Source organism: Paenibacillus sp. SORGH_AS_0306 (genome assembly GCF_030819345.1).
Lineage (GTDB): Bacteria > Bacillota > Bacilli > Paenibacillales > Paenibacillaceae > Saccharibacillus > Saccharibacillus kyungheensis.
The window spans coordinates 810,746-834,168 of the sequence record NZ_JAUTBP010000001.1 but is presented as its reverse complement, the minus strand read 5'-3'; the positions used below and the strand labels follow the sequence as shown (position 1 = coordinate 834,168).

The following is a 23,423-nucleotide window of genomic DNA, read 5'->3' as shown; positions in this document are numbered from 1 at the left end:
GCTTTTATGCCAGTGAAAAAAGATGTGCTAACGTAAATGCACTTATATATTATATCACTAACTTCGATATAACCCTATTATCAACCTAACAGCTGTTATTACAGTAATTGATTGGATATAGCCACATCAGCTATCGGGTACTGATCTACAAAAGACTGAATACAGTCGATAAATTTCTGTGCCGCAGGTGACATCGTTTTGAACGAAGTTGCAGCAATTCCAATCGTTCGATGATGTGCTCCAGCCAGTGGTCGCAAACACAAATCTTCTGTATACATGGAGTGCAAAATCATTTCAGGTAACATACTAATGCCCAGACCATGTTTCACCATCGCTATAATGGCATGATCATCTTCTAACCGATATTTGATTGTTGGGGTCATATGGGCTTGATTCCAAATCATTTGTACATCGGTATCACAACCTGCTACTGGCATCACAAACGGTTCATCTACAATCTGCTCAAGCTCAATATAATCGTATTGATGCAAAGGGTGATGGGCAGGTAATACACATAACATTTGATCTTGATACAAAGGAATAGATTGTAGTGTTGAAGATACGGGTAAGTTCACAAATCCCAAATCTGCATGACCTTCCACAATCCAATTCTCTATCTCATCATAATTACCATCTAATAATTGAATATCAATATGAGGATACTGTTCTTGAAATTGTTGCATAATCTGTGGCAACCACTGAATCGATACACTTGAAAATGTGCCTAAAGTGACTGTACCTGTCTCTAATCCTTTAATAGCATCGACTTCGATCAGCAGTTGATCATTGATTTGCAACAGTTCGTTTATCTTTTTCAATATTCGTTCTCCACTATCCGTCAGACGAATCCCTGATCGATTGCGAATTAACAATTTCAATCCCAATTCATTTTCTAATCCAGATATCGCGTGGCTTACCGCAGATTGAGTAAGATTAAGGGATTGGGCTGTTTTGGTCAGACTTCCCAACTTCACGACTGTACTAAAAATCTGATATTTATGAAGATGTATACTATCCACCTCTTTTATACTTGAAAATAATTCATACTTATTATTATAAACATTCATTTTATTTATGCGAATAGGCTAGATATACTTAACTCAAAGTGAAGTGAAAGGATGACGAATATGAATCTATTATCCAATCGTTTTGAAGTACCTTATTATGCAGTGATTTTCACCAGCCAACGAGCGACAGGTGATCAAGGATATGGGCAAATGGCAGATCAGATGGAATCGATGGGACGAGATCAAGCCGGATTTCTAGGAATCGAAAGTTATCGTGAATCTTCAGGAGCAGGCGTGACGATCTCTTATTGGAAAACACTTGAAGATATTCGTCACTGGAAAAGTAATCCTGCTCATCAGATTGCTCAAAATAAAGGAAAACAAACATGGTATCAATCGTATTCGGTGAAAATATGCAAAGTAGAAAGTGCTTACGATTTTGAAAATATGTAAGAATATTCTCCTTCCTATCTAAAAGTACAAAATGATGTACTATGTTCATTAAAATTGCCTTCTTTGCAAATAAAATGTTCAAACGTATGATGGTTTTGGAACCACTCTATCGACTAGAGTGGACTAATTACACTTCATAGTAATGCATAGCTATACGTTATGTACTATTTGATAAGATGGAAGGATGAATATAATGAGTAATCGGGTAGCCGATATTCTTGGAATTGAAAAGCCTATTATACAAGGCCCTATGAGCTGGATTACAAATGCTGAATTTGTAGCGGCTGTCAGTAACGCAGGAGGTTTGGGGATTCTTGGCCCTAATGCTGGTCAAACGACTGTTACCGTTTCGCCAGAAGAAACCGCAGAACGGATGCGCCGTGAGATTCGCAAAACTAAAGCACTCACAGATAAGCCATTTGGAACAACTGTTATTGTCGATGGCGATTTGAAATACACCTGGCCTATTTTGGAAATTATTATTGAAGAAGATGTCAAAACGGTTCTTCTCAATGGGGCTGAAGGAACACTCACAGAAAAGATTGTGAATCCTTTAAAAGAAGCAAATATTAAAATTATTTATCGTCCTTTGAATCCAACTCTAGAAGATGCTAGAGCTGCTCAAGCTATGGGTGTAGATATCTATGTCGTAACAGGGTTCGATGAAGGCGGTACTTTACCAACAAGTATTATTCGGTACATTTACGATCACGCCTATGATTGTCGATGTGCTAGATATTCCAGTCGTCTCTGCTGGTGGAATTGGTGATGCTCGCGGGGTTGCAAGTGCTTTTGCTTTAGGGGCAGAAGGTGTCTTTTTGGGAAGTCGGTTTATTCCTACGGTTGAAAATCCAGCAGCAGAATCGGTTAAGCAAAAAATCGTAGATGCTTCTGCTTCTGATTTGTTGTTGTACCGCACTTTGCCTGCTTATTATCGTTCACTGCCTACGCCACTTGTTGAGAAATTAGTAGACATGGATCAACAAGGAGCATCTCGTGAAGAAATTGCTCAAGCTGCTGGTGGTGCTGGTGCTATACGTATCGGTATGCTTGAAGGCAACGGCGAAGGTGGTATTATCACTGTCGGAACGGGTATTACACCTATTACCAAAATCCAAACTGTACAAGAAGTTGTAGATGAATTAGCAACAGGTATCTGCTAAGACTGTCACTTTAATAAGAATATCCTATTTTCATTTTGGCATCCTAATAAGCAATACAAAAAAAGCTCAACGATCATTATAAACTGATCGTTGAGCTTTTTTATGATTACATACAGATTAGTTCTGCATAATAAAGTCATGAGCGACTTTTTGCGTCTCATCGTTAAATACTTTGAGAATATTATATTTGGTATCCCGTTGAGCAGGAATTTTGCCTGCTTCACGAATAATTTGCAACGTTTGCTCAATATTTACTTTGTGCGTTGTACCTGCCGCAGATACTACGTTTTCTTCCATCATCGTACTACCAAAGTCATCACAACCGTAATGAAGAGACATTTTACCTACTTCTGGTCCCATCGTTACCCATGAGGATTGGAAATGCTTGATATTATCAAGTACGATTCGACTGATAGCTACATTTTTTAGATATTGTTCTGGTGTTTGCTTTTCAGCTTTCATATTGGTGTTATCCGGTTGGAATGTCCACGAAATAAAAGCAAGGAAACCTTCAGAATCATAGCCATTACGGATACATTCATCTTGTGCTTCACGTACACGCAATAAATGAAGAGCACGTTCTTCCATCGATTCACCGAATCCGATAACCATTGTCGCTGTTGTGTTCATGCCTACTTTGTGAGCTGTCTGCATAACGTCCATCCAATCACGCCAAGAACCTTTCAAACGACTGATTTTACGACGAGTACGATCATCTAGAATCTCTCCACCACCACCTGGCAATGAATCAAGTCCAGCTTCATGAATCGCACGTACTGTATCTTCCAAAGACATACCAGAGATTTCTTTCATTTTCATAATCTCAGCAGGCGAGAAAGAGTGCATGGTGATATTAGGGAAGTTCTTTTTAATCTTTTTCAAAAGATCGGTATAGTATTCAAAAGGAAGATTAGGATTTACTCCACCTTGCATCAAAATTTCAGTTCCGTTTACATCTTCGGTTTCCTGAATTTTTTGCAAAATGACCTCATCCGATAACACATAACCTTCTTTTGAATTCGGACTACGATAGAAAGCACAAAAACGACAAAATACGTCGCAGACATTCGTATAGTTAACATTACGCCCAATCACAAACGTTGTAATTGGATCTGGATTTTTGCGTAACATTAATTGATTGGCTACATGTCCCATTTTCTCGATCTCATCGGACTCATATAGCATAATAGTTTCTTCTAAATCTAAGCGTTCGCCCCGTTCGGCTTTTTCCAAGATACGGTTTACCGCGCTCATATTGCAGCCTCCCTTATCCTATTCAGACATCTTACTGGTGTCTGAAGGTGAATTTGAGCATTGTCCTATATATAACCCATTTAGGCACAAAATGCATATCTAAAAATTGAAATAATGACAACACATTCATCGTACCATATTTCACAAATGAAAAATAGTCGTTGACTGTGACAGGAAGGTGATATTTTGTAATAATAATTATACATATCGTATCAACTAAATGCTGATTAGATAAGGGAATTTAGCGATTTTATCATTTGAAAATAATTTATTTTCATTTTAGAATATGATATAGCCTGAGTATATACAACATTATATTGTGAATTAGATATTTGTCGCTTTTTAGATGTATGCTATAAAAAAGCAGAAAAGATGCGTCAACATCTTTACTGCTTGGCAAAAGTCTGCTTTAAGAGTAGTCGGCAACTCAGGTGGATCTAATTTATTAAAATAGACCGAACCCTTGCTACAGGCGGTCTATTTCTTTTTGTTTTGGTTCATAGCTACTATAATCGTCACAACCAAACCCAGTATTGAAACAATAAGGATACCAAATTGGATCATTAACGTTTAATTCTACTTGTTATCATACATAAAAGCGGTATACCCTATTTTAAAAGGTATACCGCTTTTTTTCACACTTTTAATTTCTACATTCAAGACTAATCTTGTAAAGCTTGTTCCAGATCAGCAATCAGATCATCAATATCTTCTAAACCTACAGAAAAACGTAACAATCCATCGGTAATTCCACGTTCTTTACGTACGCCTTCACCCATAGCGGCATGAGACATTGTTGCCGGATACGATAAAATACTTTCGACTGCTCCTAGACTTACAGCCACTAAAGGCAATTGCACTCGATCCAATACTTTTTTGGCACGCTGTCCTGAACCAACATCAAAGGAAAGCACAGAACCTGCACCTGACGATTGAGCCGCATGAATGGTGGCTCCTGGGTGATTGGCTAATCCCGGATAATATAATGCTGTAATATCATCACGTTGACTCAGCCAGTCTGCTAATTTGGCAGTACTTTTTTCAGAATGATTCATTCTAGCTGCAAGAGTCTTCATTCCCCGAATAAGTAACCAGCAATCTTGAGGGCCAAGTACCGTTCCCAGTCCATTTTGTAAATGCTTGAGTTGAGCACCAATCTCAGGGGTACGTGCAACCGCTAATCCTGCCAGTACATCACTATGTCCACCTAGAAACTTGGTCGCACTGTGCAACACAATATCGACGCCTATTTCGATCGGACGCTGATAATAAGGAGTCATAAACGTATTATCTACCATAGTAAGTAAATGATGTTCTTTCGCCCAAGCGGTTACTGCGCCGATATCTGTAATTTTGAGCGTTGGATTTGATGGTGTCTCCATATAGACAGCTCTTGTATTGGGACGAAGCGCATTTTTCACTTGATCCAGATCGGTCATATCTACGAAACTAATCTCGATATTCATTCGATTCAATACAGTAGTCAGAAAACGATATGTACCCCCGTACACATCTTCAGTCACGATCACATGATCACCTGCGGATAGAATCAGAAAGGCAGTAGAAATCGCCGCCATTCCTGAAGCAAAAGCATATCCTGAAGCTCCGCCTTCTAACAAAGCAATATAATCTTCTAACGCTTGACGGGTTGGATTGCCTGAACGACTATAATCATGAAGTGGTGGATTCGAGATATCTTCTTGATGAAAAGTAGACGCTTGATAGATCGGTACACTGGATGCACCTGTTGTTTTGTCGATTTCAGCACCAAAGTGAATCAGTTTGGTATCTATTTTGCGTGAAGCTTGACGATCTGAAGAATAAGTCATTATCGATCACGCTCCTTCTACTTCAAGGCGTGCTACTTCCAGCGCTTGATCAAGATCAGCAATCAGATCATCAATATGCTCAATCCCTACAGAAAAGCGTAACAGACGATCATCGACACCAATCGCTTCACGAATCTCAGTTGGAATATCTGCATGTGTCTGTACCGTTGGATACGTCATTAATGATTCAACGCCACCTAGACTTTCAGCAAAAGCAATCAATTGAATACTACGCAAAATCGGTTCAATATAACGCGCATCTTTCACTTTAAACGAAAAGATACCTGTATTTCCGCTAGATTGACGATTTTGGACATCATATCCCGGATGATCCGGTAGTGCAGGATAGAACACTTCTGCAATCTGCGGATGATCTACCAAATGCTTCGCCATTGCTGTAGCATTATATTCATGACGCTCCATCCGCAATGCCAATGTTTTCATTCCACGCATTAATTGATACGAATCGGTTGGGGACAATACGGCTCCGATAGAGTTATGCAGAAAAGCCATTTCAGCGGATAATTCTTCCCCTTTGGTCATAATCAATCCTGCTAACACATCATTATGTCCACCTAGATATTTGGTAGCACTATGAATCACGATATCTGCTCCCAGTTCGATCGGACGCTGGAAAAAAGGAGTCAACAGCGTATTATCAACAATCGTCAGCAACTGGTGGCTTTTCGCCCAAGTAGCTACAGCTTTGATATCGGTAACCATCATTAACGGATTAGTTGGCGTCTCAATAAATACAGCTTTGGTATTCGGTTGAACTATTTTTTCTAACGCTTCTAGATCATTGGTATCTACATAAGAAGCAGTTACTCCAAATTTGGATAAAATACGCTCCAACAGACGGTATGTGCCACCATACAGATCAAGCGATACGATCAGATGATCTCCCTGACCGAAAAGCGCAAAAATGGTCTGTAAAGCAGCCATACCGGAACTACAGGCAAATCCTGCATCTGCTGATTCTAATGCTGCTGCCGCTTGTTCTAGTACAGCGCGAGTTGGATTGGTTGTACGAATATAATCAAAGCCTGTACTTTTACCAAGAGCGGGATGACGGAAGGCAGTTGATTGATAAATCGGAAAATTAACTGCCCCTGTTACCGGTTCATTAATCGAACCGATCTGTGCCAATTTGCTTTCAATGTTAAGAGTTCGTTCGCTTGAATGATGATCCGTCATACTATAATTCCTCCTCTGAAATAACAATCGATTGGGTTGATCTCAAATTAGATACAGTAATTACCTGCTTCAGCTTTGGCACTTTCCAAATCATATGGTGTTTCTTGGTATACATAATAGTTTAGCCAGTTGGAAAATAATAAGTTGGCATGAGCACGCCATGTAGAAGGTGGTGTGCGCGATGGATCATTATTGGGAAAATAATTTTTCGGCGGTGCGACATCCATTCCTTTAGCGATATCACGTTCATATTCCCATTTCAGTGACAATGGATCATATTCAGAATGCCCTGTTACAAAAATCTGACTGCCATCTTTGGTAGCGGCTAGGTATACTCCTGCTTCTTCCGATTCTGATAAAATCTCCAGTTCAGGAATCTTGGCAATATCTTCATGACGTACTTCGGTATGACGGGAATGAGGCGCAAAGTACAACTCATCAAATCCTCGTAACAATTTTACATTTTCTTTATTTAATGTATGTGGGAATACACCAAAACACTTTTCAGGCAAATCGACTTTGGGAACACCGAAATGATGGTAAAGCCCTGCTTGTGAAGCCCAACAGATATGCATCGTTGAAGTAACATTCTTTTTACTCCAATCAAAAATCCCTTGAATCTCTTCCCAATAGTTCACATCTTCAAAGTCCATTGTTTCTACAGGAGCGCCTGTCACAACCAGACCATCAAAGCGTAGATGTTTGACTTCTTCAAATGTTTTATAAAATAAGTTCAAATATTCAGTCGATGTATTTTTGGAAATATGGGATTGTGCATGTAGTAAATAGATATCAATTTGAAGCGGGCTATTTCCGAGTAAGCGTAGTAACTGCGTTTCGGTTGTTTCTTTAGTAGGCATCAAGTTCAATATAGCAATTCGCAATGGACGAATATCCTGTTGAAATGCTTGGCTATCATCCATTACGAAAATATTTTCTCCAGTTAATACTTCTTTGGCAGGTAAGCTATCCGGAATCTTAATTGGCATGTTCGTTCACTCCTTGGATGTGTGTATTTCTTATCATTTCAGGAGAAAGGTTCATTATAAGTATATACAAAAATGACCTTTCTCCTGATACTTGAGAAAGGTCATTTGCGATATGTTCGCGTATATAATAGACGCCTCTCTCATCTGTCAGCAGATATTAAGTCTAGAATGATCCATCAACTTATATCTCTGCAAGAATTAGCACCGTGCGGTTATACCGCCGGTTGCCGGGTTTCATCGGGCTAGTCCCTCCACCTGCTCTTGATAAGATTTGCTTATTCAATTTAAAATAACATGTTTTGATACTTTTCTTATACCATAATTTATACTATTCTACGGTCTGCCGTCAAGTGCTGTGAAAAATGTATTAGATTGAACCGATAAATAAGTTGTTGGTAACTATATTGGTTGATTTCAAAAAGAGGTTTCTTATTTAAGCTTGAAAGGCTTCCACGACCACGGTATACTTAACAAGTATTTGACGTTTTTTCATGGTTTTCATAAATATCTAAATCACAAAGAGGTGAATTTCAAAATGGAAGGCGACCCGAGGCCCAGTTGGCAGCAGGACGGATGGACAAATTGCAGGAAACAAACGACAACCATAGGGCACTGGAGTAACGCGCCATTATTGAAAAATCTTCTCCGTTTTTCATAAATTATAGCGAAGCTTTGTAAACAAGTGTGCGGTTGCCGCTTCTTTCCCTGCTCATTTCATAATAAAGGAGTAGAACACAATGAAAGTTCGGCACGTCAATGCTGGAGCATTTACTCCAGTAGAAAATATTACCGACACACTGGTAGCACCTGAAGAAGGATTTTATTGGATCGACGCAGATTTGGAAGATTTGATTGAACTACAACCCCTTTTTATGCTTCATGATCTGGCTGTAGAAGATTGTTTGAGTGAGGAAGAACAGCGTCCTAAGATCGAAATTTATGAAAGTCATTATTTTATTGTAGTCAACAGTATTCGTTTTGATAACGAAGAGATTTTTTTGCGCGCCTTGAATATTTTTCTAGGACGGCATTATATTATTACGGTGACCAAGCAGAAAATTAATGAATTGCGTGTCCTCAAACCGATTTTATGGGAAGAAGAAGTGAGTCGCGCTGATAAATTTATGTATTTGTTAATTGACCTTGTCGTTGATAATTACTTCGCTGTCGGTGACCGGATCGAAGATCAGATCGAACTACTGGAAGAAAATATATTGATGCATACCAAAAAATCGCATTTGAACGAAATTATCGGTTTGCGTGGCGAAATTTTATGGCTCAAACGTGTATTGGGACCTCAGCGTGAAGTCATCAATACATTGAATAAAAAAGACCTCCGTTTGATCGATGATCAATTGCAAAAATATTTCAGTGACGTGTATGAGAATGCGGTTAAAGTATCTGAGATGTTTGATACGTTCCGCGATCTGATGGGTAACTTACGAGAAGCTTATCAGTCCAGTATCTCTAATCGTGCGAATGAAATCATGCGTGTATTTACAGCAATCACAACGATATTTATGCCGTTAACTGTAATTACAGGTATTTATGGAATGAACTTTGAAGATATGCCTGAATTGCATTGGCGTTTTGGTTATCCATTGGTGATCGGGATTATGATTACGCTAGGTTTGACTATGTTTTTCACTTTCCGCAAAAAAGATTGGATCTGAAAAGATTAAAGCTGCCCTTATTCATCGTCAATTGATGAACAAGGACAGCTTTTTTTGATTTCACTTGTTCGCGCTTATACTGCCAAGCGCTGATCGTAAGATATTTTGCTAAAGCAAAAATCACTTTCTTATTTTACGGGTCGCACTTATATTGCCAAGTGCTATAGGTCGCGCTTATGGTGCCAAGCGCTGATGGTAAGATATTTTGCTGATGCAAAAATCATTTTTTTATTTCACTGGTCGCGCTTATGGTGCCAAGCGCTTAATCAAGGTAGTTGCATCCAGCGGATCATGGTTTCTAGGTTTAGTCCATCTAAGCCGGGTACTGTAAAGTGTGCACTATCTATTCGGGTTAGTGAACTTACAGCGATCGTTTTCATTCCGATTTGACGGGCAGATTGGATCGATTCGGTAGAATCTTCAATAACCATCGTGTGATAAGGATGAATATTGACCGCGTTAGCTGCTTTGATAAATATTTCAGGATCAGGCTTACTGAACTCTACATCATCTGATGTAATAATACGATTGAAATATTGTCGTACTCCTAATTTTTCTACCACTTCTTCTGCATCACTACGGTGAGATGCCAAAACAACAGCGATATTATGGTCGGCAAAATGTTGTAGTAAATCTTCTACACCTGGCAACAATTCTGCGGATTCAATCGTTTCTGATTCTTCATCAATAACTGGAATAACTACTCCTTCCAAGCCAAATACTATTGCACACAGATCACGATTGTTTGCTTCAAGTGGCTGTGTCATTGCAACTACATATTCTTGTCCATAATGTTCTATCGTTAAAGGTTCTCCGCGAACAAGACTGTATGTTGTTTTGTTGCCTTCTACATTAACATTGACAAGGCGATCTTGAAATTGTACCCGGAACGAGTACTCTGTCCAGCTTGGCGGTAATTTCGGTTCAAAGTGTAATCGACCGTCATATTGACGCATACCTGCAAATCCACCAATAATCGTTAACCAGCTACCTGCCATTGATGCAGCATGAATACCGTCTTTAACATTACCATGAATATCATCCAGATCCATACGTGCCGATTCGATAAAGAAGTTATACGCATGATCCATATTGCCGAGCTCTGCTGCAATAATCGCATGAATCGCTGCTGACAACGAAGAATCATGTGTTGTTAATGGCTCATAATAGGCATAGTTTTTGACTTTTTCCAGCTTGGTAAATTTCTCACCTAGCAAATAAAATGCCAGAATCAGATCCGCTTGCTTGATCACTTGCTGACGATAAATGACCAATGGATGGTAGTGCAACAGTAATGGATAATTTTCAGCCGGTGTATTGTCAAAATCCCATACGCCTTTATCCAGGAAAGAATCATCCTGACCGATCAATCCATTTTGGCGATGAATATAGATTTCATCCGCAGCACGTGCCCAATCTGCAATTTCTTCTTCGGTTAGTCCCATAACACTGTGCATCGCTAGATAAGAATCTGGAGTTAATTCTTCCCACTGTGTTAATTCATGTACAGTAAATTCTAATGCATCTTTGACCATAATATTTGTATACGTATTGTTATTTACAATCGCTGTATATTCATCAGGGCCAGTCACTCCATTAATACAGAATCCTTTACCTGTAATCCAATTCCCTACAGATAAGAAAAATCTTGAAATCTCGATCAACATCTCCAGACCTTTGCTCTGCAAAAAGTCTTGATCGCCTGTCGCTTCTACGTATTGAATAATCGCATGAGCTACATCGGCATTGATATGAAATTGAGCCGTTCCTCCTGGATAATAAGCAGAAGCTTCTTCTCCGTTGATCGTACGCCACGGGAATAGAGCACCTTCTGCTGCCATTTCTACTGCACGCTCTCTTGCTTTGGGCAATGTATAATAACGGTATTCTAACAGACGCAAGGCTAACTCGGGCTTGGTATACAAGAAGAATGGCAACATATATGTCTCTGTATCCCAGAAATAATGTCCTTCATACCCTTCGCCTGTGATTCCTTTCGCACTAATATTCGTTTTGCCATCACGACCGACCGATTGGAATAATTGATACGCATTGTATCTTAATCCCTGTTGTAACAGTTCATCGCCTTCTACATTCACATCTGCAATTTCCCAGAATTCATCCAGATATTCTTTTTGTTTTATCGTTAAAGCATCCCAGCCATTTGCTTTGACTTCTTTTAACGTAGATTGAGCCAAAATTAGCAAGTGATCTACTTCATAATCTTTTGAAGAATAATAAACGATAGATTTATCCAATGTAACAGATTGTCCTTCGTCTACTTGCATAGTAAATGCTTTCGCAATACGCTCATCTTCTTGAATCGTTGATAACGTATAGTCATAATCTAACGTATGCTCTGCGCCACACAATAAATGAAATTCTGTTTCGGTCGTACGTTGCTCTAGAGCCATAAACGTATTTTCTTCATACGACTGAACCGTATGTAATACTTGTCCTCCAAAAGCTGACCCTGCTCGTGGATCGTCTGCTGATATTTCATTAGTCACTTTACCATTTAAGGCAGAGATCAATTTAATTTCTCCTGTAAAATTAACAGGCTTCACTGTATAGCGAACCATAGCTACATGCTTATTATCAAACGAAATTAGGCGCTGTGTATCCACTTGCACTTGTTTACCTGTGCCACTTTCCCATACGACATGACGCGATAAAATCCCATGTTGCATATCCAAAATACGTTCGTATTCTATCACACGACCGCTCAATAAATTAAATTGTTCGCCATCGATAAATAACTCAATAATTTTGCTATCCGTTACATTTAACATCGTCTGACGCTTACGGGCATAACCAAACGCTTCTTCTCCATACGTAATATCTGCTGAATCGTAAAATCCATTCAAATACGTACCATTCAGTGCATTAATACCTGCACCTTCTAATCCTTCTTCAAAATGACCACGCATTCCCAAATATCCATTAGCAACCGTAAAAATAGTTTCTCCTCTACGATTGTGGATAGGGTCAAACGAAGATTCTCGAATCGACCACGGCTCTACTTCATATATTGAATTGCCTTCTCTCATTCGACATTCCTCCACTTTTATCTAGTTATTGAACAGTATTCTCTTACTATAGTTAACCGTTAAACGTACTCATTACATCAAATAGATCAAAATTGATTCAAAACAGACGTTTTTTTCAAGTCCTACTGTTCATACGTCAGGTTCATATATTTCTATCGTTGGATTATAAAAAAAGTCTTCTTTTCAACAATAAATGCTAAAAAGAAGACATGGTACTGATATCAATCAACGGTATGATTACTTATTCTGTTTCTTCATCTTCATAAGCGATAGCATCTGCTGCGCGACTACCTCTCCACAACAACAAAGCGATCAAGATAAACGCAATCAATGCCATAAAAGGAATCGTAATAAAACCAAACCATTCAAAATAAGGCTTATTGCAAGGAACCCCTGTTGTACATGGTAAAATTCTGCTCAAAGCTGGAATATGTTGCTCTGCATAATGGTAAATCGCTACACATGCACCAAGAATAACGAGGGGCATCGAATATCTGACAATACGTCGATCATTATGATAAGCAGCGATACCGAGCAAAATTACCTGTGGATACATAAAAATACGCTGATACCAGCATAATTTACAAGGTTCTAGCAACATTACATCACTCAAATACAGACTTCCACCAGTAGCTACAATAGCGACTATCCATGCTAGAAATAAATAGTATCGTGCTAAAAAAGATGGAGACGATTCTGTATTCATCGCATTAGCCCTCCGATCCGGCTTCTGTTTTAGCTTTCTCAATTGCTGCTTTGAGTGCAGTATAATCGCCTAGATCGCCTGTATATTCTACTCCGTTAATATAGATCGATGGCGTGCCTGGAAGATTTAATTCTTTGCCTTTATCGTATTGAGCTTGTACTTGTTTGGCATACGTTTTATTTTCGATATCTTGACGAAGCTTGGTAGTATCAATTGACGCATCTGCTTTTTTAGCTAAATTAACAAGAAAATCGGTAGTTGCCCATTCTGTATTTTCATCGCCTTGATTAGTATAAATAGCGTCAAAATATTTCCAGAACGCATCATTGTTTTGGTGATACACAGACTCTACAGCCAAAGCTGCTGTTGTGGAATCAGGTCCCAAAAACGGGAAGTTCATAAAGTACATAGCGGCTGTACCATTAGAAATATAATCTTTTTGAATCTGTGGCACAATAATTTCATTGAACTGCTTACAAATCGGACATTTGAAATCGCCAAATTCTACAATTTTGACAGGAGCTGTGGTTTCACCTTTGACAGGAAGCTGATTGTAATCAAACGTAGTCGCTTCGGCTGTTTTGTTGTTCGGTACGAAAATAATAAGTAGAACAATCACTGCAATCACAGCTACGGTTCCAATAATAAGATTACGCATTAACTTCTTTTGACGTAACGCTTCTTTTTGTTTGTATTCTTGTTGTTGCTGTCTTTTGATGGCTGGGTTTACTTTTTTCTTATTCGCCATTGGTTGCACCTTTTTCTCCAGACCATGCTAGATCTGCTAATGCAAGCGCTCCGCATAATCCAGCATTATCACCCAATTGTGGAGGGACGATAAATTGGTCAATTTGTTCATTTAAGCTAGGATGCTGTACATAACCAGCTAAAAGCTTTTGTAATTTTTCACGAATTAGCGGGAACAATTGCTCTTGCTTCATCACGCCGCCACCCATCACAATTTTTTGTGGGGATAGAATCAATACATAGTTCATTAATGCTTGCGCCAGATAGTAAGCTTCCATTTCCCATGCAGGATGTTCTGGAGTTAGCTCAGAACCTTTAACTTGCCAGCGTCGTTCAATCGCAGGGCCAGCTGCTACACCTTCCAGACAATCGCCATGATAAGGGCAGAATCCTTCAAAATGATCATCAGGATGACGACGAACCAAAATATGTCCCATTTCTGGATGAGATAGTCCATGTAGCATTTTACCATCGACTACTGCTCCAGCACCAATACCTGTGCCTACCGTAATATAAATACAGCTCGCTAATCCTTGCGCTGCTCCCCATTTGTGTTCGCCTAAAGCCGCGCCGTTCACATCAGTATCAAAACCGATCGGTACATCAAAATGCTCTTTCATATGTCCTACAATATTGTATTGTCCCCAGTGTGGCTTGGGTGTAGTCGTTATGTATCCATAAGTTGGGCTGCCTTTAATCGGATCAATCGGTCCAAAAGAACCTATCCCGATCGCTTCAACCCCTTTACCTTCAAAAAAAGAAATTACATTTTTCATCGTAATCTCAGGCGTTTCGGTTGGGAAACTTACTCTTTCTAAAATTTCTCCATCCTCTGTACCGATCCCGCATACAAATTTAGTACCGCCTGCTTCAATAGCCCCTAATTTTTTCATAAATGATAGTTCTCCTTTGAGTTATCCTGTATGGACAGATTAGTATTCCCCTAGATTAGTGCAGAGATGCTCCATATTTGATCATATATGATATTGAAGTCGAGATGATGTCGACACTACTGCTTTATGAACCGCTTGCACCAAAAATTAACGTATTGCTTAATAAGCGTCCGGGTGCAGTAAGCATACGTCCATTTGCATACATTCCCGATGAAGCGCCTCCATCTAAATTCATCGCTTGTTTAGCGCCAAGCTTTTGCATAATAGCTGCCCATTGTTTCATCGTTGCTCCTGGAACAGTTGCAATCATCACCGAACCATCCGCCATTATTGCAATCCCACTACGTGCACCAGCAGCAGTCAAAATTTTAGGATCTTGGAATCCTTCTGCTTCTGCATTTAGAGCGATTTTACTGTCTTTTACCAATCTTGGGCCTGCACCTACCGCAGTCACGACTTGTTGCCATGGAATATCTTTCCCATTGATATCCTGGTAAGCGATATTCATGTTGACAGTAGCACCTACCGTAAAGCGATCAGCCGCGTATTTCTGATCTCCTGTATACACGAGCACATATCCATTAGATGGAATTTTGGTTTTGTTGTTGTTTCCTTTATGCGTTACTTTGCCATTCACTACAGTAACTGCAATTCCACCTGTGAAGCCTGTATTGGTACCTCGATCAGACGTGTAGATAACAGATGTACTAGAAGCACCGGGAAGACGATTCACCCAGATAGCGTACCAGCTAGACGATTTGCCTGTTGTCGATTGCACTGTTCCTGTGACAGACAATCGCAACGAATCCATCAACGCTGTACCATTTGCCAAAAATCCTATCGTTGTGCCATATCTGCCCAAATGCGCGATACGACCGTTCTTAATTAACGTACCATAAGGATCAGGCGCACCACCATATGCTTCAAAAAAAGCACCATTAATAGCTGCTTGAGCACTATAATGTTTGACGATAGAAGATAAAGAAGCAGTCTGACCGACTTGTTGATTAGCTAGTCCTATACCTGTTTTGGTTCCTTTGGGAATACGAACAGTCTGTACAGTAAATGTTCGTCCAGTAGCAGACACTTTCTGCGTTGAGGCTTTGATTCCTGATTCTGCTGCTACCGCTGAAGAACCAGCAATAGGTAGCAAGCACAAAATCAGAATCATAGACAATATAGCGATCATTAAGCGCGATAATATTTTCATTTAAAATACACCTACGCCTAACATAGAACAAAGACTTTTGATCTCTAGTTCTTCAAATTTCGTTAGAATGATATCATCTTCTAAAAGCAAAAGACTGGCATCCAGCGAACAGACGACAGGTACTTCACGATGAATCGCCGCCAAGCGATGAGACATATGAAGCATATCAAGATCATTTTCAATTTTTGTACGAATCGAAGGTGTTAATTGATCTAGATTTTCCAAAATTCCTGCGATTGTTCCATACTCTTTGACCAGCTTAATCGCTGTTTTTTCACCGATTCCTTTGACTCCCGGATAGTTGTCACTAGCATCGCCCATCAAAGCTTTCATATCAATAATCTGAGCAGGTGTTAATTCCTTTTCTTCCATTAGTGACTCAGGCGTATAGACTTTGTAATTACCATAGCCTTTTTTCATAATAATCACGCTAGTCCGTTCATCCACTAGCTGTAACATATCATGATCTCCTGTCAAAATCAGAACTTCCATATCTGCTTCAAGCTCACGTGAAATGGTACCGATACAATCATCGGCTTCATAACCGGGTGCACTTAGATTAGGAATCCCCATACTTTCAGTCACTTCCAAAATCAAATCAAATTGCGGAATCAAATCATCCGGTGCAGCCGAACGATTTCCTTTGTAAGCAGCAAATTCTTCGGTACGAAACGTTTTGCTACTAACATCCCAACAACAAGCGATATGAGTAGGATTATACAGTTGTACAGCGTCCCATAGATAACGTACAAACCCGTAGATCGCATTCGTAGGAATCCCTGACTTTGTGCGACGAATATAACCGGATTGCGCTGTTGCATAATAAGCTCGGAATAACAGTGCCATTCCATCGACTAACATTATTTTTTGATCTTTCATTATCTTCACTTCTACCTTCTCTCTTCAATACAGATGAATCCAATCTGAGTATATCATACCGAATTTCTGCGACACTGTACAAGTATTCACAAGACTTTAAATTTTCTGCCTATTCTATCTTGGGTTCTTTATTTTCATACTAATTTATTTATATCGTGCGACTCATAAAGATATCCACTTCATCTTCAGAATCAAGCTCAAATCCAAAACGTTCGTAAAGTCTTTGTGCCGGGCTACCTTGTAGCACATTGAGATGAACGACTTTCCCTTGCAGATAAGGTTGAGCTAACAATTGATGAAGTGTCTGACTGCCTATGCCTTGACCTTGAACATCAGGATACATATAAAAATGCTCTAACATGTAACCCTCCTGTTCTGGCTTTAAAGCAACGCAACCTGCTATCTTTCCTTCCACTTCGATCAACCATGTATGACTCGGATCAAAAGCATTACGAAAGCGCTGACGAACCTTATGCTCATCAAATCGACCCAGACGGGTAAGATCTTCTTGCAGAACCATCGCCCGTAGTTCAGCCAATTGCTCTCTATGTATAGATGATGCTTGAACCAGATTAAGTTGTGATTGGTGCATAATCTCCATCCTTTAATCATTTATATTTATAAAAATCGCTCTATACCTGAGATGATCATGATCCATGTTCAGATATAAAGCGACTCCAATATATTATATATTATTGTTTTTTGATTTTGTACGTAAATTCCCATACGGCTTCATTACCAGAATAACGCCCTCTATTTTCGGTCACTGTGACCAACACTTTAACTGTTGAACCTTTGCTAGAGATCGAAGAGACATTTACTGTTTTGGTATTTTCGCCTTCGTCGGGAATTTTATCTTCTTCTACAACATAGCCATACAATTTGATACTTCCCTTCGAATCTACACTTACATTCATACTTTTGCCTTCATTGATTGCTTTACCAGCTACTGCTGCTGCAATAGACCACTCATTGCCTACATGATCATTTGATACTAATCGTGCTTGTTCAAAAGTCACTTTGTACGTAGACGATGCAGCATACACAGGCGTAGATGCACTACTACTGAACAAAATTGCACTTCCTAACAAAAGAATCGCCGATGCTTTCGACCATACTTTATTCATACCCTTTTCCCCCATTTTTGTAATTATAAATCACTCATATTATCGTTTCTTTTGCAAATAATGTAAATAAATAATTGTCTAGTGACTAGCTGTGTTGAATCATATAAATAGCAATAAACATAAAAAAGCCTTTTGTCTGGCAAATATCTGCTCAGCAAAAGACTTTTGGACATACTCTTTAGGTGGATCGCTATATATTATTCTTTTTACTTTACGCTTTCCATGCTTCTTCATACATCAATTCTTTGAATCCTACTGTCACTTTATCCCCATCTGTTACAATCGGACGTTTAATCAATTTACCATTTTCAGATAACAATTGTAGTTGTTCTTGAGCATCCATAGATGGTAATTTTTCTTTTAGATTCTGACTTTTATAGACTTCACCGCTGGTATTGAAAAATTTCTTCAATTCCAGTTCGCTATGTTCAACCAATTCACGTAATTGTTCTGCGGTAGGTGGAGATTCTACAATATGAATCAAGTTCAATTCATGACCTTCTGCACGTAACCATTTGATTGCATTGCGACATGTACTGCATTGTGGGTATTGATATACTGTTAATTTACTCATTGGCTTACATTCTCCTTTAATACTGGATTAAAAAATGATTTTATTGACATGAGAATATTCCACTTCACCATCAAGCTTCCCGTCCTCGTAATTCTGCATCCAGTATTGCTAAATCTTCAGGTAATGGTGCGTGAAAAAGCATCTCTTCACCTGTAACTGGATGTACAAAACCTAGCTCAACAGCGTGTAATGCTTGTCTGCCTGCAAGTTGATCCAGTTGAGCGATAGAGCTAGAAGGGTCTATATTATTGTCTGGTCGCGCGTAACCATATAACCGATCGCCAACCAATGGGCAACCGATATGCTTCATATGTACCCGAATCTGATGGGTACGTCCGGTCTCTAATTCCAGTTCAACTAATGATACATCACGCTCTGGAAAAGATTCTAGCACTTGATAACGGGTAGCTGCTGAATATCCATCCGGTGTGACTACTCGCATATGAGGCTCAACCAGATCACGATCAATCGCTCCTTCGATGCGATCTTGCCGTATCGCCGGAATATGATGCACATAGGCGTGATATCTTTTCTGGACTGTATTCTGCATCATTTGTTCTGAGATATGTTGATGTACATACGGATTTTTGGCGATAGCCAGCACACCCGATGTATCTTGATCTAATCGATGCACCGGACGGAAGCGGAACTTCTCTCCGCGCTCTTGCCAGTAATGAACTACTCCATTTGCCAGTGTATCGGTGTAATGTCCGCTCGTAGGATGCACGATAATGCCTGCTTGTTTGTTAACGATCAATAGATGCTGATCTTCATAGATCACATCGATCTGCTGGGCTTGTGGCAAAATATCATCGGATTGTTCTCGCTCCATCCGAATCTCTAATAGATCGCCTGCTTGCACTTTGACGCTTACATATACATGTTGACCATTCAGCATTACTCCTTGCTCTGTCATTTTAAGACGTGAAAGCAATTTGCGTGAAATGCCCATCCGGCGTTGCATAATATTTTTGAGAATCATACCTTCATCTTGCGGTTGGATCGTATACAATATTGGTTCGTAATAATCGTTAGTATCGTTTTTAGCATTAATCACAATAGTCCCTCAATCACGTCGAAATACTTTTTGACTACGAATATATTCGATATCTGTGATGCCTGAACGCACATTCGCTGTACGCGCAATCACAAAAAAATAATCTGAAAGTCGATTTAAGTATTTACGCACATTTATATTAATATCTGTTATTGCACCCAGTGTTACCACTCTTCGTTCAGCGCGACGACATACCGTACGACACACATGTAGTGAAGCAGCTAACGGATGACCTCCTGGTAAAATAAACCGTTCTATTGGTGGATTTTCTGTCTCATACTGGTCAATCCACTGTTCCAATTGAACCGCTAATTCAGCATGAACTTTATACTTACTTTCATCTAATTCAACAAAGGCTAGGTCTGCTCCACAATCGAATAATTCATGTTGTATCGCCAGCAATTGCTCCTGAATATCTGCGTGTTCACTATCCGCTATCGCCAATGCTTGACCGACAAAGCTATTTAGCTCATCAATCGTGCCGTATGCTTCCACACGAGCATCGTCTTTGCTGACCCGACCTCCGATCACAGAAGTCTGCCCTTCATCACCTGTACGTGTATAAATATTCATTTGTCCCTCCATATGGATGATAGAACGATTTTATTCTGTCATCGCTTTTAAGATTTTGAGCGATTTATTATAATCCGCAAACACAGGAATGGTAGCATACAGATTGTCCGGCGTATATTTGATTTGTTTAAAGATACTCATTTGATCGACAGGAATCGAGAATAGATGCTTTTCTTGTTTATCTACATCTTCTGCGGATGCACTACCCATCGTTACACCGCGAGCATACGTTTTGGAATCAAAATCTTTATCCAACACCATATGCCCCCCATTAATCGAATAAGATTTCATATCGTTTTCTGGCAAAATAATAATATCATCTTGTCGATCGACATATTCTAACGTTAACTTTTCAGCGGAGTAAATCGGTGTTGTATTGACTGTTATTTTCATTGTACTGCCAAGCTTGGCCTGCAAATCTTGTTTGACCTGATCTGCTAATTCTTGTGAAAATCCTTCACTACCCATAATAAAAACAGTCACTTGATTAGGATCTTTCGGTTGATCCCCACCACAAGCTGTCAAAACGAATACCATACTCATGCTTAGTAGTAACCCTTTTATCCACAATTTCACCCAACGTTCCTCCTTCAATTCACTATATCCCATCATACCACAGCTATTTGACGTAAAAAAAGAAGCTCCTTTTTGAGGACCCTCTGTTGATTTCAGGCTATAAATGTTACATCGTATCCGCTATAACAAGATCGATCATATCTCAACATTCTGTTTTGATCTGAGTTACGAATGTTTTTGATGAGAGCGCATATATTCGTTAATTTTGAGGTCAAGCAACATGCTGATTTCAACAACAACTTCTGATGTAAAAGATTGCTCTTCCAAAAATAACTGTTCCATACGCATACGAAGCAAATAAATTTCATCCTCTAGGGAAAGTATCTGTGAAGACTTCTCTGAGGACGTAGACCATACTCCATTACTCTCTGCAATGTTATGTCCACGATATCCCGGCAAATTATATTCAGCGCAATACAAATAATCCCCTCCCTTGAGTCATGATTTCCTGCTTCCAAAGACCCATTATATCACAGGATCATGTAAATGAAAGCAGGAAAATTGTTAATTCAAGGAAAAAAGAAGATTATGTGACAATTATTTTATTTTAGCTACGAATGAACCTATTCTTTCCAATGCTTCACTTAATTGTGCGACAGATGTAGCATACGAACAACGGATAAATCCTTCGCCACCTAACCCGAATACACTACCCGGAACAGCCGCTACTTTTCCTTCCACTAGAAGCTGTTGAGCAAACTCTTCAGAAGTCAGCCCTGTATTCTGAATACTTGGAAAAGCATAAAAAGCGCCTTGAGGTTCATGACATTCCAGACCAATACTGCGGAATCCATCGACAATTAGACGACGACGGCGATTATAGGACTCTACCATCTTATCTTTTTCACCTAATCCATTGGTCAATGCTTCTAAAGCGGCTACTTGACCCATTACAGGAGCACACATGACTGTGTATTGGTGAATTTTGAGCATCGCAGAAATGAGATCACGATGACCACAAGCATACCCCATACGCCAGCCTGTCATCGCAAATGCTTTGGAAAATCCACTGACCAAAATAGTCCGTTCTTGCATACCCGGAACCGATGCGAAGCTGACGTGCTTCGTACCATATGTTAATTCTGCATAAATTTCATCAGAAATCACGATAAGATCATGCTTTTCGACCACTTTGGCAATCGGCAACCAATCTTCATACGTCATAATTGCCCCTGTTGGATTACTTGGATAACAAAGGATCAAAATTTTGGAACGTGGAGTAATCTGTGCTTCTAATGCTTCTGCCGTTAATTTAAAATTGTCTTTGGCAAAAGTCTCAATACCGACAGGGATTCCTCCACCAATAGCTGTAATCGGTGAATAGGAGATATAACAAGGTTCAGGGATCAAAATCTCATCTCCCGGTGTAATCAGCGCACGCAAAGCTAGATCGATCGCTTCGCTACCTCCGACGGTCACCAGAATCTCATCTTTCGGATCATAGGCGGTTTTGAATTCATTTTCCAAATAACCTGAAATTGCTTCACGAAGTTCAGGCATACCGGCATTAGAAGTATAACGTGTATATCCACGCTCTAATGAATAGACACAAGCTTCACGTACATGCCATGGTGTAATAAAATCGGGTTCCCCTACACCTAGCGTAATAATATCTTTGCTTGCACTCACCAGATCAAAGAACTTACGAATACCCGAAGGCTTAATATCTTGAACTAATGGTGAAAGGTACGAAGTCATCGACTTGGATGATCCGGTCTGTTGTTCATTATTGACAATCATAGCAATCCTCTTCCTTCAGCGCTCTATTCCGTAAGCGCGATTTCTTCTGCTTATATCAAAAAGAGTTGTGTATCACAACGAATATTCATGTTATGGAGAGATAATCAAGCGGCGGTCATCTTCATGCTCTTCAAAGATAATGCCATCTTGCTTGTATTTTTTAAGGATAAAGTGAGTTTTGGTAGACAATACCGATTCAATAGGAGATAAACGATCTGAAACGAAGCTTGCTACTTCTTTCAAATTGGTGCCTTCTACTTCAACCAGAAGATCATAAGCACCAGACATCAAATAAACAGATTTTACTTGTGGATACAAATAAATGCGTTCTGCAATACCTTCAAATCCTCTGCCACGTTCCGGTGTAATCTGTACTTCAATTAACGCTGTAACTTTCTCGTCATCGACTTTACTCCAGTTCACTACAGATGTGTACTTCACGATCACATGCTCATCTTCCAATTCACGAATCGCTTGAGTCACTTCTGCTTCATCAACACCTAATAATGTAGAAAGAAGTTGTGGTGTGCGTCTTGCATCTTCTTTTAACAAATCTAATATTTGTAATTTAAGGTCGCTCAATTCTTTCATAATGTAATAGCCTCCAAGTGCGCAAGATTAATCATAAGTATGACATGAATCGCCCATTTCTGCCAACCCTCTGATTGAATCATTGTATGTCAAACGATTATCTGAACGAACTGCTTCAAGAGGATAGCAATCAGG

25 protein-coding genes and 1 riboswitch are annotated in these 23,423 nt (G+C 39.5%); of the genes, 4 read left to right on the top strand and 21 right to left on the bottom strand.

The window, feature by feature from the left end; all coding sequences use genetic code 11:
• Positions 1 to 98: 98 nt before the first annotated feature.
• Entirely contained in the window at positions 99 to 1,010 is a 912-nt protein-coding gene (locus QE450_RS03580) for a LysR family transcriptional regulator (protein WP_274172954.1), read from the bottom strand.
• Between the two features lie 117 nt (positions 1,011 to 1,127).
• On the opposite strand from QE450_RS03580, the gene QE450_RS03575 reads away from it, so the two are divergent.
• The 3 genes from QE450_RS03575 to QE450_RS03565 all read left to right on the top strand — a co-directional run bounded on the left by QE450_RS03575 (position 1,128) and on the right by QE450_RS03565 (position 2,623).
• Positions 1,128 to 1,460: an antibiotic biosynthesis monooxygenase family protein gene (locus QE450_RS03575; protein ID WP_307297010.1), complete on the top strand. Its 333-nt coding sequence runs from the start codon at positions 1,128 to 1,130 to the stop codon at positions 1,458 to 1,460.
• Between the two features lie 193 nt (positions 1,461 to 1,653).
• Complete coding sequence (locus tag QE450_RS03570; RefSeq protein ID WP_307297008.1) at positions 1,654 to 2,229, top strand: nitronate monooxygenase; 576 nt, start codon at positions 1,654 to 1,656, stop codon at positions 2,227 to 2,229.
• A complete protein-coding gene (locus QE450_RS03565; protein WP_307297006.1) occupies positions 2,177 to 2,623 on the top strand; it encodes an NAD(P)H-dependent flavin oxidoreductase in 447 nt (148 codons plus the stop codon). The genes QE450_RS03570 and QE450_RS03565 overlap by 53 nt, the downstream gene beginning before the upstream one ends.
• Positions 2,624 to 2,740: 117 nt before the next feature.
• Here the strand turns inward: QE450_RS03565 and mqnC are convergent, their stop codons facing one another.
• The 5 genes from mqnC to metA all read right to left on the bottom strand — a co-directional run bounded on the left by mqnC (position 2,741) and on the right by metA (position 7,892).
• Positions 2,741 to 3,877, bottom strand: coding sequence for a cyclic dehypoxanthinyl futalosine synthase (mqnC, locus tag QE450_RS03560; RefSeq protein ID WP_204825060.1), 1,137 nt, complete (start codon positions 3,875 to 3,877; stop codon positions 2,741 to 2,743).
• 477 nt (positions 3,878 to 4,354) lie between these two features.
• Complete coding sequence (locus tag QE450_RS03555; RefSeq protein WP_273616264.1) at positions 4,355 to 4,441, bottom strand: putative holin-like toxin; 87 nt, start codon at positions 4,439 to 4,441, stop codon at positions 4,355 to 4,357.
• A 98-nt stretch (positions 4,442 to 4,539) separates the two neighbouring features.
• Positions 4,540 to 5,706 (bottom strand): trans-sulfuration enzyme family protein, encoded by a 1,167-nt coding sequence (locus QE450_RS03550; RefSeq protein ID WP_307297003.1) that lies wholly within the window; start codon positions 5,704 to 5,706, stop codon positions 4,540 to 4,542.
• Between the two features lie 6 nt (positions 5,707 to 5,712).
• On the bottom strand, positions 5,713 to 6,903 hold the full coding sequence (locus tag QE450_RS03545) for an aminotransferase class I/II-fold pyridoxal phosphate-dependent enzyme (protein WP_274170538.1): 1,191 nt from the start codon (positions 6,901 to 6,903) through the stop codon (positions 5,713 to 5,715).
• Between the two features lie 47 nt (positions 6,904 to 6,950).
• Positions 6,951 to 7,892, bottom strand: coding sequence for a homoserine O-acetyltransferase MetA (gene metA / locus QE450_RS03540; RefSeq protein WP_307296999.1), 942 nt, complete (start codon positions 7,890 to 7,892; stop codon positions 6,951 to 6,953).
• Between the two features lie 137 nt (positions 7,893 to 8,029).
• Positions 8,030 to 8,163, bottom strand: a riboswitch (SAM riboswitch).
• 466 nt (positions 8,164 to 8,629) lie between these two features.
• Between metA and corA the strand changes: the two genes are divergently transcribed.
• The gene (gene corA / locus QE450_RS03535) at positions 8,630 to 9,565 is read left to right on the top strand and encodes a magnesium/cobalt transporter CorA (RefSeq protein WP_204825064.1); all 936 of its coding nucleotides are present in this window, start codon (positions 8,630 to 8,632) and stop codon (positions 9,563 to 9,565) included.
• 266 nt (positions 9,566 to 9,831) lie between these two features.
• Here the strand turns inward: corA and QE450_RS03530 are convergent, their stop codons facing one another.
• The 15 genes from QE450_RS03530 to QE450_RS03460 form a co-directional block, all read right to left on the bottom strand.
• Entirely contained in the window at positions 9,832 to 12,615 is a 2,784-nt protein-coding gene (locus QE450_RS03530; RefSeq protein WP_273615446.1) for an HAD-IA family hydrolase, read from the bottom strand.
• Between the two features lie 241 nt (positions 12,616 to 12,856).
• Positions 12,857 to 13,321 (bottom strand): disulfide oxidoreductase, encoded by a 465-nt coding sequence (locus QE450_RS03525; RefSeq protein ID WP_204825066.1) that lies wholly within the window; start codon positions 13,319 to 13,321, stop codon positions 12,857 to 12,859.
• A 4-nt stretch (positions 13,322 to 13,325) separates the two neighbouring features.
• On the bottom strand, positions 13,326 to 14,069 hold the full coding sequence (locus tag QE450_RS03520) for a DsbA family protein (RefSeq protein WP_273615445.1): 744 nt from the start codon (positions 14,067 to 14,069) through the stop codon (positions 13,326 to 13,328).
• A complete protein-coding gene (locus QE450_RS03515) occupies positions 14,059 to 14,961 on the bottom strand; it encodes an ROK family protein (protein ID WP_274170541.1) in 903 nt (300 codons plus the stop codon). Before QE450_RS03515 ends, QE450_RS03520 begins: the two co-directional genes overlap by 11 nt.
• A gap of 124 nt (positions 14,962 to 15,085) precedes the next feature.
• Positions 15,086 to 16,171: a phosphodiester glycosidase family protein gene (locus QE450_RS03510; protein ID WP_307296993.1), complete on the bottom strand. Its 1,086-nt coding sequence runs from the start codon at positions 16,169 to 16,171 to the stop codon at positions 15,086 to 15,088.
• A complete protein-coding gene (locus tag QE450_RS03505; RefSeq protein WP_274170543.1) occupies positions 16,172 to 17,050 on the bottom strand; it encodes a 5'-3' exonuclease in 879 nt (292 codons plus the stop codon).
• A 148-nt stretch (positions 17,051 to 17,198) separates the two neighbouring features.
• Complete coding sequence (locus tag QE450_RS03500) at positions 17,199 to 17,642, bottom strand: GNAT family N-acetyltransferase (RefSeq protein WP_307296989.1); 444 nt, start codon at positions 17,640 to 17,642, stop codon at positions 17,199 to 17,201.
• Positions 17,643 to 17,742: 100 nt separating this feature from the next.
• Complete coding sequence (locus tag QE450_RS03495; protein WP_307296987.1) at positions 17,743 to 18,177, bottom strand: hypothetical protein; 435 nt, start codon at positions 18,175 to 18,177, stop codon at positions 17,743 to 17,745.
• A 211-nt stretch (positions 18,178 to 18,388) separates the two neighbouring features.
• A complete protein-coding gene (locus QE450_RS03490) occupies positions 18,389 to 18,751 on the bottom strand; it encodes an arsenate reductase family protein (RefSeq protein WP_307296986.1) in 363 nt (120 codons plus the stop codon).
• A gap of 70 nt (positions 18,752 to 18,821) precedes the next feature.
• Positions 18,822 to 19,733, bottom strand: coding sequence for an RluA family pseudouridine synthase (locus QE450_RS03485; protein WP_307302577.1), 912 nt, complete (start codon positions 19,731 to 19,733; stop codon positions 18,822 to 18,824).
• Between the two features lie 84 nt (positions 19,734 to 19,817).
• Entirely contained in the window at positions 19,818 to 20,381 is a 564-nt protein-coding gene (locus QE450_RS03480; RefSeq protein ID WP_307296984.1) for a cob(I)yrinic acid a,c-diamide adenosyltransferase, read from the bottom strand.
• A 30-nt stretch (positions 20,382 to 20,411) separates the two neighbouring features.
• Positions 20,412 to 20,957, bottom strand: coding sequence for a hypothetical protein (locus QE450_RS03475; protein WP_307296981.1), 546 nt, complete (start codon positions 20,955 to 20,957; stop codon positions 20,412 to 20,414).
• 165 nt (positions 20,958 to 21,122) lie between these two features.
• Positions 21,123 to 21,377, bottom strand: coding sequence for an aspartyl-phosphate phosphatase Spo0E family protein (locus QE450_RS03470; protein ID WP_307296979.1), 255 nt, complete (start codon positions 21,375 to 21,377; stop codon positions 21,123 to 21,125).
• Positions 21,378 to 21,494: 117 nt separating this feature from the next.
• Entirely contained in the window at positions 21,495 to 22,697 is a 1,203-nt protein-coding gene (locus QE450_RS03465) for an aminotransferase class I/II-fold pyridoxal phosphate-dependent enzyme (RefSeq protein WP_204825077.1), read from the bottom strand.
• 90 nt (positions 22,698 to 22,787) lie between these two features.
• On the bottom strand, positions 22,788 to 23,288 hold the full coding sequence (locus QE450_RS03460) for an Lrp/AsnC family transcriptional regulator (RefSeq protein WP_069327277.1): 501 nt from the start codon (positions 23,286 to 23,288) through the stop codon (positions 22,788 to 22,790).
• Positions 23,289 to 23,423: the final 135 nt, after the last annotated feature.

Coding starts and splice junctions, on each gene's coding strand:
- QE450_RS03575 (WP_307297010.1), top strand. CDS start 1,128: ATGAATCTATTATCCAATCGTTTTGAAGTACCTTATTATGCAGTGATT.
- QE450_RS03570 (WP_307297008.1), top strand. CDS start 1,654: ATGAGTAATCGGGTAGCCGATATTCTTGGAATTGAAAAGCCTATTATA.
- QE450_RS03565 (WP_307297006.1), top strand. CDS start 2,177: ATGATTGTCGATGTGCTAGATATTCCAGTCGTCTCTGCTGGTGGAATT.
- mqnC (WP_204825060.1), bottom strand. CDS start 3,877: ATGAGCGCGGTAAACCGTATCTTGGAAAAAGCCGAACGGGGCGAACGC.
- QE450_RS03555 (WP_273616264.1), bottom strand. CDS start 4,441: ATGATCCAATTTGGTATCCTTATTGTTTCAATACTGGGTTTGGTTGTG.
- QE450_RS03550 (WP_307297003.1), bottom strand. CDS start 5,706: ATGACTTATTCTTCAGATCGTCAAGCTTCACGCAAAATAGATACCAAA.
- QE450_RS03545 (WP_274170538.1), bottom strand. CDS start 6,903: ATGACGGATCATCATTCAAGCGAACGAACTCTTAACATTGAAAGCAAA.
- metA (WP_307296999.1), bottom strand. CDS start 7,892: ATGCCAATTAAGATTCCGGATAGCTTACCTGCCAAAGAAGTATTAACT.
- corA (WP_204825064.1), top strand. CDS start 8,630: ATGAAAGTTCGGCACGTCAATGCTGGAGCATTTACTCCAGTAGAAAAT.
- QE450_RS03530 (WP_273615446.1), bottom strand. CDS start 12,615: ATGAGAGAAGGCAATTCAATATATGAAGTAGAGCCGTGGTCGATTCGA.
- QE450_RS03525 (WP_204825066.1), bottom strand. CDS start 13,321: ATGAATACAGAATCGTCTCCATCTTTTTTAGCACGATACTATTTATTT.
- QE450_RS03520 (WP_273615445.1), bottom strand. CDS start 14,069: ATGGCGAATAAGAAAAAAGTAAACCCAGCCATCAAAAGACAGCAACAA.
- QE450_RS03515 (WP_274170541.1), bottom strand. CDS start 14,961: ATGAAAAAATTAGGGGCTATTGAAGCAGGCGGTACTAAATTTGTATGC.
- QE450_RS03510 (WP_307296993.1), bottom strand. CDS start 16,171: ATGAAAATATTATCGCGCTTAATGATCGCTATATTGTCTATGATTCTG.
- QE450_RS03505 (WP_274170543.1), bottom strand. CDS start 17,050: ATGAAAGATCAAAAAATAATGTTAGTCGATGGAATGGCACTGTTATTC.
- QE450_RS03500 (WP_307296989.1), bottom strand. CDS start 17,642: ATGCACCAATCACAACTTAATCTGGTTCAAGCATCATCTATACATAGA.
- QE450_RS03495 (WP_307296987.1), bottom strand. CDS start 18,177: ATGAATAAAGTATGGTCGAAAGCATCGGCGATTCTTTTGTTAGGAAGT.
- QE450_RS03490 (WP_307296986.1), bottom strand. CDS start 18,751: ATGAGTAAATTAACAGTATATCAATACCCACAATGCAGTACATGTCGC.
- QE450_RS03485 (WP_307302577.1), bottom strand. CDS start 19,733: ATGATTCTCAAAAATATTATGCAACGCCGGATGGGCATTTCACGCAAA.
- QE450_RS03480 (WP_307296984.1), bottom strand. CDS start 20,381: ATGAATATTTATACACGTACAGGTGATGAAGGGCAGACTTCTGTGATC.
- QE450_RS03465 (WP_204825077.1), bottom strand. CDS start 22,697: ATGATTGTCAATAATGAACAACAGACCGGATCATCCAAGTCGATGACT.
- QE450_RS03460 (WP_069327277.1), bottom strand. CDS start 23,288: ATGAAAGAATTGAGCGACCTTAAATTACAAATATTAGATTTGTTAAAA.